General features: G+C 59.2%; 14 protein-coding genes. 4 read left to right on the top strand and 10 right to left on the bottom strand.

All coding sequences use genetic code 11. The features are described 5' to 3' along the window. Nucleotides 1–76: 76 nt before the first annotated feature. Together NX05_RS24435 and NX05_RS12420 are read right to left on the bottom strand one after the other, a co-directional pair. On the bottom strand, nucleotides 77–250 hold the full coding sequence (locus NX05_RS24435; RefSeq protein WP_017118719.1) for a hypothetical protein: 174 nt from the start codon (nucleotides 248–250) through the stop codon (nucleotides 77–79). After that, the gene (locus tag NX05_RS12420; RefSeq protein ID WP_017113166.1) at nucleotides 247–519 is read right to left on the bottom strand and encodes a hypothetical protein; all 273 of its coding nucleotides are present in this window, start codon (nucleotides 517–519) and stop codon (nucleotides 247–249) included. The genes NX05_RS24435 and NX05_RS12420 overlap by 4 nt, the downstream gene beginning before the upstream one ends. A 127-nt stretch (nucleotides 520–646) precedes the next feature. Here NX05_RS12420 and NX05_RS12415 point away from each other — a divergent pair, with 127 nt between their 5' ends. The 3 genes from NX05_RS12415 to NX05_RS12410 all read left to right on the top strand — a co-directional run bounded on the left by NX05_RS12415 (nucleotide 647) and on the right by NX05_RS12410 (nucleotide 1,819). Further along, nucleotides 647–1,042, top strand: coding sequence for a DUF3693 domain-containing protein (locus NX05_RS12415; protein WP_053012857.1), 396 nt, complete (start codon nucleotides 647–649; stop codon nucleotides 1,040–1,042). A gap of 28 nt (nucleotides 1,043–1,070) precedes the next feature. Beyond that, a complete protein-coding gene (locus tag NX05_RS22490; protein WP_372190618.1) occupies nucleotides 1,071–1,442 on the top strand; it encodes a DUF3653 domain-containing protein in 372 nt (123 codons plus the stop codon). Between the two features lie 65 nt (nucleotides 1,443–1,507). Next, nucleotides 1,508–1,819, top strand: a complete 312-nt coding sequence (locus tag NX05_RS12410) for a hypothetical protein (protein ID WP_039437830.1) — start codon at nucleotides 1,508–1,510, stop codon at nucleotides 1,817–1,819. 19 nt (nucleotides 1,820–1,838) lie between these two features. On the opposite strand, the gene NX05_RS12405 is transcribed toward NX05_RS12410, so the two are convergent. The 8 genes from NX05_RS12405 to NX05_RS12370 all read right to left on the bottom strand — a co-directional run bounded on the left by NX05_RS12405 (nucleotide 1,839) and on the right by NX05_RS12370 (nucleotide 6,888). Then, nucleotides 1,839–3,170 (bottom strand): zonular occludens toxin family protein, encoded by a 1,332-nt coding sequence (locus tag NX05_RS12405; protein WP_053012856.1) that lies wholly within the window; start codon nucleotides 3,168–3,170, stop codon nucleotides 1,839–1,841. A gap of 1 nt (nucleotide 3,171) precedes the next feature. Continuing rightward, complete coding sequence (locus NX05_RS12400) at nucleotides 3,172–3,492, bottom strand: hypothetical protein (RefSeq protein WP_053012855.1); 321 nt, start codon at nucleotides 3,490–3,492, stop codon at nucleotides 3,172–3,174. Nucleotides 3,493–3,502: 10 nt separating this feature from the next. Beyond that, complete coding sequence (locus NX05_RS12395) at nucleotides 3,503–4,309, bottom strand: hypothetical protein (RefSeq protein ID WP_053012854.1); 807 nt, start codon at nucleotides 4,307–4,309, stop codon at nucleotides 3,503–3,505. Nucleotides 4,310–4,827: 518 nt separating this feature from the next. Continuing rightward, on the bottom strand, nucleotides 4,828–4,956 hold the full coding sequence (locus NX05_RS12390) for a hypothetical protein (protein WP_015471906.1): 129 nt from the start codon (nucleotides 4,954–4,956) through the stop codon (nucleotides 4,828–4,830). A gap of 27 nt (nucleotides 4,957–4,983) precedes the next feature. Further along, nucleotides 4,984–5,235 carry a hypothetical protein gene (locus tag NX05_RS24205; RefSeq protein ID WP_053012853.1) on the bottom strand — a complete coding sequence of 84 codons (252 nt, stop codon included), beginning with the start codon at nucleotides 5,233–5,235 and terminating at the stop codon, nucleotides 4,984–4,986. Between the two features lie 3 nt (nucleotides 5,236–5,238). Then, entirely contained in the window at nucleotides 5,239–5,535 is a 297-nt protein-coding gene (locus NX05_RS12380; protein WP_005918136.1) for a single-stranded DNA-binding protein, read from the bottom strand. Continuing rightward, nucleotides 5,532–6,638 carry a replication initiation factor domain-containing protein gene (locus NX05_RS12375; RefSeq protein ID WP_039436485.1) on the bottom strand — a complete coding sequence of 369 codons (1,107 nt, stop codon included), beginning with the start codon at nucleotides 6,636–6,638 and terminating at the stop codon, nucleotides 5,532–5,534. Before NX05_RS12375 ends, NX05_RS12380 begins: the two co-directional genes overlap by 4 nt. Further along, the gene (locus tag NX05_RS12370) at nucleotides 6,631–6,888 is read right to left on the bottom strand and encodes a hypothetical protein (protein ID WP_053012852.1); all 258 of its coding nucleotides are present in this window, start codon (nucleotides 6,886–6,888) and stop codon (nucleotides 6,631–6,633) included. The genes NX05_RS12375 and NX05_RS12370 overlap by 8 nt, the downstream gene beginning before the upstream one ends. A 127-nt stretch (nucleotides 6,889–7,015) precedes the next feature. Between NX05_RS12370 and NX05_RS12365 the strand changes: the two genes are divergently transcribed. Next, a partial coding sequence (locus NX05_RS12365) for a DUF3693 domain-containing protein (RefSeq protein ID WP_253956528.1) occupies nucleotides 7,016–7,512 on the top strand: 497 nt, incomplete at its 3' end.

Here is a 7,512-nt window from a genome sequence, read left to right as displayed (position 1 = left end):
GGCATTGCCGCACTGACGCGACCAGCTGACCAGGTCAAACAGGGTGTGCAACTTCATGCCGGGGATTTCGAACAGGTCAGTCATGACCAACCCCGCTGAAATAGGCGATCAGACCGGCAGGCGTCAGAAACAAGAACACGCCACAAACCCATGTCCACGGCTCAGGCAGGTAGTAGGCACCGATGATGAAAAGGGAGATGAAGGCAGCGAGCGCCCACACGTAGCCGATGCACTTTGCGAACTCCTTCATGCGACGGACCGTCCATACCAATAACCAGAGGTGGCATCCGCCATGAGTTCGGCGCGTTCCTCAGCAGCAGCTACACACGGATCAACGTAGTCCACCGCCAAAGACGATGCGACCAGATCGGCGTAGCTTTCGATAATGAAGACCTGCTCGCGGTGTGCGCGCAGCGCAGCTTCGGCGCGACGGTCAAGAATCCAAGCGACCAATCGGGCGAGGCCGACGATCACGGTCAGCGCGGAAGCGCCGAGCAGTGCCAGTGTGTTGGTGTCCATGAAGCCCCTATCCCCTGCCCCTTGACGCGGACCCCGGAGGGGAGCCGGGGTGCGCGGTGTGGTCCACTAGGACGACACCAGGGCATGTAATCTAATTGGACCACATCTTGTCAACCACGAGGACACCATGGCAGCCGTAGACGAGCTACTTGACAAAGTGAAACAGAGTTGCTCTCTCCCGTCAGATATGGCTTTGGCGACCAAATTGGGAATTCAGCGCCAGCTACTTTCGAAAGCGCGAATGGGCGACAAGCCGCTGTCAGATGAACGAATTGCGCAACTGTGCGCGATGGCAAAGCTGGATGGCGGCGCGTGGATGGCGCGAATTCACGCGGAGCGAGCAGCAACGCCAGCAGAGCGAGCGTTATGGAGATCGGTGTTGGACAGGCTAAGCGCGGCCGCCGCGGTGGTCGCGCTGCTGGTCCTGGCGGTGCACACAGGAGCGCATGAGGCGCTGCTGACGGCCCTCTCCCCCATCGCCATAACGCCAACCTTCTATACATTATGCGAAGTGGCGTGTTGACGCTCCTGTGCGCCCTGGCGGCCTATCAATGCTGGTCCCTCCACAGGAAGCGGACCGGACAATGACGCTAGACACCTACGATCGCGTAGACCTAACCGGCCCTTGGGCCGGTTTTGGTTTTCAGGGGCATCGGTTTTTCACTCCCGAAGGCCGAGATATCGACCCGGTGGGAATGCGGTACTGGTCGCTCACATGCAACATCGCCCGCGAGTGGGCGCTGATGATGGCCGAGGAACGCGAGCGCGTGTGGCATGCCAGACCGGCCCAGGTGATCTACCTACGAGACGTGCTCCGGCGCAGGCGTGAAATGCGGTTATCAGTGGTGGATGACGCCAGGTCCGCCGATCGATCGACGGTGGTGCGTAGGACGCGTGGGCCTCGAACTCCACGGCGCGGGTGAGGCGTTATCCGTAGGGGCGCTGCCCCTACACCCCTACAATGCCGGCTCACCTTCATGGGGGCCATATGAGCTACAGACCGCAGAACAACCACGACGGGCTTTGGTGGGAAATCGCCCTGGGCATCTTCGTTGGCCAGCTGATGACCGCAGCGCTAGCCGGCGTGGTAGCTCTGTGCCTGGGCTACTTCACCATACGCAGCTTCGACGCAGGACTGCCGACACCACTACCGCAACGGCTTTACACACCGCGCTCCCAGCAAACAGACCCGACACCAGTGCAACTACGGCAGCTGGAATCGGACGAAAGATGCATTCAACACAAGCGGTTCCGGCGCCTGTCCAATGGCTGGCAAGAGTTGCCGCACGATCCGTGCTGAATCGTGACGGGTCACGAAACTACATGTCCAACGTGGTAGCCGGCGTGCTTGTGGTCGTCTGATACGGCTTGCTCTCGGGGAACGTGCCCAGGCTGCGCGGAACATGCCCAATCACGACACTTCTTTGGTGATCGCGATCAGCGCCACCGGCGTCACTCCCTGCGGTCGCAACGCCAGCAGCGCCGTCGCTCTTGCCATCAGGCGAGGTGTTATAGAGGCGTGGGTCCTGCTCGCGCACTGGCTCGCGCCAAGGCCAAGCCGTAGCGACAACAGTGTGCTTGCCCGCAACAAGCCGCACACCATATGGATGCACCGTGGCATCGAATCCCAATGCGCGAAGCTGAACAAGGTCCAGTTGCTCAAGTACGATATTCGAAGTGTCGATCCATTGAAGCCATGCACGATCCTGGCCGCCAACCTGGGCAATGGCGGCAACACGGATGCGCCCCTTAGCAGCGAGCTCGATCACGTAGCGCTGTTCCGGCGTCAGGTCCGCAAGAGGATCAGCGACCACAGCGGCGACCGCTTGCTGGCCAGGTGCAGACACCAACTCACCAGGCTTAAACACCTGCCCGACCGCTGGCGTCGATGACGGACCAGCAGCAGCGGCATGCGGTGGCTGTTTGCCCTTGTTGAAGTAGCTGGCGAAGAAATAAAGCCCGACGCCGCCAACGACCAGAAAAATCAGGGCACGCACCGCCATGGCGGCCCACACGTTCTTGCCGCCTTCCTCATAGACCTCCGTGTTCTCCGCACCAGGCGCGTACCCATCGTAGAGGGGAAAAATCACCGGATCGTACTTGAGCGTCTGGCCGCCGACCTTCTCAAATTTGCCCGGTGAGGTGGTGTGGAAATAAGTCACGCGGTACCGGCTTTTCATGCCGACCGCTGTGAGCTTCTGAAACGTATTTTTCTTCTCGATACGTGCTTTAACCGCCGAGTGTAGACGGTTGATCCACTGCGTCATGATGACCGCATCGCCACCGTTCTGACCAAGAAGCGCCCAAAAATTCTCGACAGCCGGCTCAAGCGGCTTGCGCTCGTTGACGTAGAACTCGTGGACCTCATCGATCACCACAAGTGCATCCTTGAAGTCATCCGGAATGCACCATTTGCCGGAAGCATCCTGCGTGCAGGCGAACAGCTTGGCAACGTCCTTGGTATCGACAAGCACGAGCAGATCGAACACGTCCTTTTCCTGCATGCCCAGGTGCTTGGCGATGCGGTCGTGACGCAACCCATTGAGGCGAGCGAACACACGCCGCCCCTTCTTGATGGCGGGGAGAATGTGATTCTTTACAGCGTCGTAGCTCTTACCGGCGCGCGGCACACCTTCGTTGAAGACCAGCATGTCACCAAATCCCGAGCGTCAACACACGACGCAACAAGTAGAAAATCATCGCCGCGCCAACGGCAACGAGCGATGGCCCAATCATGAAAACGTCAGCGAACCAAAGGATGGTGCTACCTGCATTTCCCAACATGCCACCAATGCTCTGGCCTTTCATAAAATCCGGCATCGGCAACAGATTCATGACGTAGAGAACCGCCGAGAGCGTCTGATCGAGCCACATCACAAACAGGTCGCCAATGAAATCGGCGAACGCCTGCCAGATCAATTTGACAGCCTTCCAAATCCATGCAGTTAGATCACTCAACCAACCAACTTGCATACCGTGCCCCTTATGTCACAGCGATGCGCATAGCCGCATACGCGGCAATCGCAAAAATGACCCACCCACACGCACGCAGGAAGCCAAGAAACGTACCGCTACAGTGGAAATCAATCGTCATGGCACTCCACCACTTGGACGCACCCAGGCTAAACACCGGACACGATCCGCCAGACGGAACCGTCATAAAACTGGCGATACCCCCAGCTATGGGCGTAGAGCGCACTTGGGCCGCGAACTTGGACACGACCGACTCCACTGTCTTATCGCTCTTGGTGTACAGATCACCCATCGGTGCACCCGCGCCAGGATCATCGCCGTCACCATCACCATCACCACCACCACCGGAATCAGTCCCAGAACCGGTGCCATCACCCTTGCCAGAACCGTCCTTGCCATAGGTGCTATCAAACGTGGTGACGTTGGAATTGGTGGTCACGCCGCCTCTCGTCTCCGAGGAAGTGCCCTGCCCTGTGACCTTCCAGTCGCCGCCGTTCGAAGGGGCATCCTTAGGGGCATTGATGGCCGCGTTCTCCGGCGACTTGGTTGCGGCCTGATTGTTGTTATCAGCCTTCTTGACACCCGACTCACCGGGAGACCAACAGAACTGTTTGCCGGTGGATGCGGTCGCACACTGCTTGCCATCACTTCGAATGCACATGGTCAAGGTACCGGACTGCACGCAATCCTGATCCTTCACACCCTGCCCTGTCCCATCGCCGTAGCTACACGTTGCACCAGTAGGCTTGGCACCGGCCAAACTGAAATAGGTTTTGCCGCCCGCGCTAAACGTATCAGCGGAGGTAGCAGGCCCCATGGCACAGCCAGCATTGCAACTTGCACCATTACCCAATGCTGACCAACCGGATGTTGACGACGGCCGAGAAGCACACGTCGCGCCTTCCACATATAGACGCGTCCTTGTTTCATAGCGAGGCCCAGGCGAATGACAAGGCGTGACATACGCTTCGTAGGACGACCCAGGATTTTTAACGACACCCGGACACCAACCAGATGAGCCGGAGTTACTCTTGGCCGCTTGTGCAGCCGCCACAACACTTGCAGCAGCGTATGCCGCCCCCTGGTCAGGACACTGCGAGGTAATGACAGAAATGCTAGTAGAACAGGTCATATCCTGCGCAACGACTTCTGACACACCCAAAATGGAGCAAAGGAAAACACATAGCCACAATGCGCGAAACATCACGTGTCCAATCCCTTGACAGCAGCCCAACCGCAAAGGGCACCCATGAATGCACAGAACAGTAGAACGATCATCGTGCCCCCCTGAAAGAGAGAGGGCGACACAGAAGCGCCGCCCTACCCTCACCGCCATTAGCCGAAGAAGCCGGCCACCTTCTTTGCACCCCACTTGGTGAAGCCGACCAGCGCGATCAGCGCGGCAGCACCAACAACAGCGGTCACGGCGTCAGCCGCACTCAGACCCGACAGAATGTCACCCATGTTTTCTCTCCTCGTTGATTGATTGATTTACCGGTCATTGAACATGCCCGCGACGCTGCCGGCGAGGCGTCCCAGGACGAACCACACGATCACCACACCGCAGCAGCCGGTGGACCACGCTACGGCGTCCTCCTTGCTGGGCATCGCGAACGCTTCTTGCACCAGCGTATACACGCCGTATTCGCTACCACTGACGAGCACGTAGCCGCTGCACTCTCCGACCGATTGACCGGTGGGCACCAACGTGCCATCCGCCTGCAAGGCTACGCACACGGCCATGGCTTAAGCCGCCACGCGTGCAGGGGCTTTGACAGCGCGCAACACCTGAAATTTGCTGTAATTGATCGCGCCCTTGTTGACCGTCACCATGGCTTCGATATCGAGCTCATAATCACCAGGCTGATACGGAGGCTGACCCTTCTCCAAACGCACATCCAGGGGATATGCAAACCCGCCTGCTTCCAGCTTGGCTTTCTGCTTGCGGGTGGTGTATTCCCGATCCTTGCCCTCGTCATCCTTGAACGTGCCAGCACGCTCATCGACTTCGGCGCTCAACACAGTGACTTTGATTACGCTCATGGTGTAACCCCTTCTAAGGTTTGATTGATGCCCGCGATTTCGGGCCATTGATTGGCTACGTCTGCTGTTGCCCACGCCGGTAGCCGATGCGACGTGCAGGTGCTGATGACGGCATGCAACGCGTCTGGCGTTGGGCAATGCCGCACGATGAAATTGAGGGTTGCGCCGTATTGGCGCTTGAGGTGCCGGCGCGCACTTTTCCAAGTGGCATCAACAGCAGCTTTCGTAATGTCGATGCGCGTGGCGACGCAGTGCAGGAACTTGAGAACGGGATAGGCACCGAGAAGATAGCCAGCAGGATCGCGCAGCAAATCCAACGGCAATTCCTTGCGGTTGGTGGCGCGGAATTGCGCTTCATAGCGCACCCATTCGGAAGCCTTGTCGCCTTGCTCCCTACCCTTCTCATACACGCGCAGCTGCTTTTCGGACTTCTTGCCACCGACATAGAAGGTCTTGCCGTCGCCGCTATCGTGATCATCCACGGTCTGCGCCTTGGGGCGCTGTCCACGATTGTCGAACTCGCCCGACGCATACCAGCTTTGCGCCAACTTCAAGGGGTATTTGCCCAACAGGTCATCGGCGGCAACGTCCACACGGGTCAATCGTCCAGCGCAGCTTTCGAGCTTCGCTCGAAGCTCCAGCCACCGCTTCGCATGGCCGCAGCGCGCTGCGCTCAACACTCCACACCCGGTGCCGGTCAACTCGATACGCGCGGTGTAGGTGCCATCTGCACGGCGGCAGTGCTCACCGCCCAACTCGATCAACCCGACGTGCTGGCCGTCGCGGTCGGTGATACGCACGCGCCACAGATAAAACCGCCCCGGCCCGGCCTTTTCGTCAAGTTCCAAGCCCAAGCCGGCGAAGAACCAGCAGAACACTTGCAATGCGACCGCACGGGCGTTCTCGGCGGTGACGTCCATCCATTCGCGGACCTCTTCGGGGTCGTCGTTGACGAACACACCGGCTTCGCCGAGGACGGCACGCAAGTCCACAGAGGCGGAAAACCAGTCAATGGCGACCGTCAGGGTGCCATCGGCATTCCTGAATTCACTGACTCCCCTGTTAGACGAGGGGAGTCCCAGATCACGCGAGCCGTCAGCCATGCGCGTAGAACTCCACATCCGCCATAAGTTCGGCGCGTTCCTCAGCAGCAACTACGCACGGATCAACGTAGTGCACCGCCAAAGACGATGCGACCAGATCGGCGTAGCTTTGGATAATGAAGACCTGTTCGCGGTGTGCGCGCAGCGCAGCTTCGGCGAGACGGTCAAGAATCCAGGCGACCAATCGGGCGAGGCCGACGATCACGGTCAGCGCGGAAGCGCCGAGCAATGCAAGTGCGTTGGTGTCCATGAAGCCCCTATCCCCTGCCCCTTGACGCGGACCCCGGAGGGGAGCCGGGGGTGCGCGGTGTCATACGGCGTAGGACACGAGGTGCATGTAACATGAGAAAGGACACTTCTGTCAAACGGTATATGACGTGGACACCATAAATAAATTACTTGACACGGCGCGGAAAGCATGCTCGCGCGACTCAGACAACAGCGTTGCGCTGTCGCTTGGCGTGTCGCGGAATTCGGTTTCGGTGTGGCGCAAAGGAGGCAAGATCACAGACACACACCTGATGGCGCTCATTGAACTGGCACAGGCCGATCCGGCGTTGGCCGTGAAGGTGCGCCAGGAAGAGGCAGCATCGCCGGCAGAAAAGAAGGCGTGGAGTGCGCTGTGGGACAGACTGTCCCCGGTCACTACGGTGATCGGGGGGCTCGCACTGGTGGCAGTAGGCATGCACGCAGGGGCGCATGAGGCGCTGCTGACGGCCCTTTCACCGCTAGTAATAACCGACCCTCTATACATTATGCGAAGTCGCTACATTGACGCTCCTGTGCGCCCTGGCGGCCTATCACTGCTGGTCCCTCCACAGGAAGCGGACTGGACAATGACGTTTGACACCTACGAACGCGTAGACCTGACCGG

Source organism: Xanthomonas vasicola (assembly GCF_000772705.2).
Taxonomy (GTDB): domain Bacteria; phylum Pseudomonadota; class Gammaproteobacteria; order Xanthomonadales; family Xanthomonadaceae; genus Xanthomonas; species Xanthomonas vasicola.
The sequence above is the reverse complement of the archived record's forward strand: the minus strand, read 5'-3'. Positions and strand labels throughout refer to the sequence as shown.

Coding starts and splice junctions, on each gene's coding strand:
- NX05_RS24435 (WP_017118719.1), bottom strand. CDS start 250: ATGAAGGAGTTCGCAAAGTGCATCGGCTACGTGTGGGCGCTCGCTGCC.
- NX05_RS12420 (WP_017113166.1), bottom strand. CDS start 519: ATGGACACCAACACACTGGCACTGCTCGGCGCTTCCGCGCTGACCGTG.
- NX05_RS12415 (WP_053012857.1), top strand. CDS start 647: ATGGCAGCCGTAGACGAGCTACTTGACAAAGTGAAACAGAGTTGCTCT.
- NX05_RS22490 (WP_372190618.1), top strand. CDS start 1,071: ATGCTGGTCCCTCCACAGGAAGCGGACCGGACAATGACGCTAGACACC.
- NX05_RS12410 (WP_039437830.1), top strand. CDS start 1,508: ATGAGCTACAGACCGCAGAACAACCACGACGGGCTTTGGTGGGAAATC.
- NX05_RS12405 (WP_053012856.1), bottom strand. CDS start 3,170: ATGCTGGTCTTCAACGAAGGTGTGCCGCGCGCCGGTAAGAGCTACGAC.
- NX05_RS12400 (WP_053012855.1), bottom strand. CDS start 3,492: ATGCAAGTTGGTTGGTTGAGTGATCTAACTGCATGGATTTGGAAGGCT.
- NX05_RS12395 (WP_053012854.1), bottom strand. CDS start 4,309: ATGGGGCCTGCTACCTCCGCTGATACGTTTAGCGCGGGCGGCAAAACC.
- NX05_RS12390 (WP_015471906.1), bottom strand. CDS start 4,956: ATGGGTGACATTCTGTCGGGTCTGAGTGCGGCTGACGCCGTGACCGCT.
- NX05_RS24205 (WP_053012853.1), bottom strand. CDS start 5,235: ATGGCCGTGTGCGTAGCCTTGCAGGCGGATGGCACGTTGGTGCCCACC.
- NX05_RS12380 (WP_005918136.1), bottom strand. CDS start 5,535: ATGAGCGTAATCAAAGTCACTGTGTTGAGCGCCGAAGTCGATGAGCGT.
- NX05_RS12375 (WP_039436485.1), bottom strand. CDS start 6,638: ATGGCTGACGGCTCGCGTGATCTGGGACTCCCCTCGTCTAACAGGGGA.
- NX05_RS12370 (WP_053012852.1), bottom strand. CDS start 6,888: ATGGACACCAACGCACTTGCATTGCTCGGCGCTTCCGCGCTGACCGTG.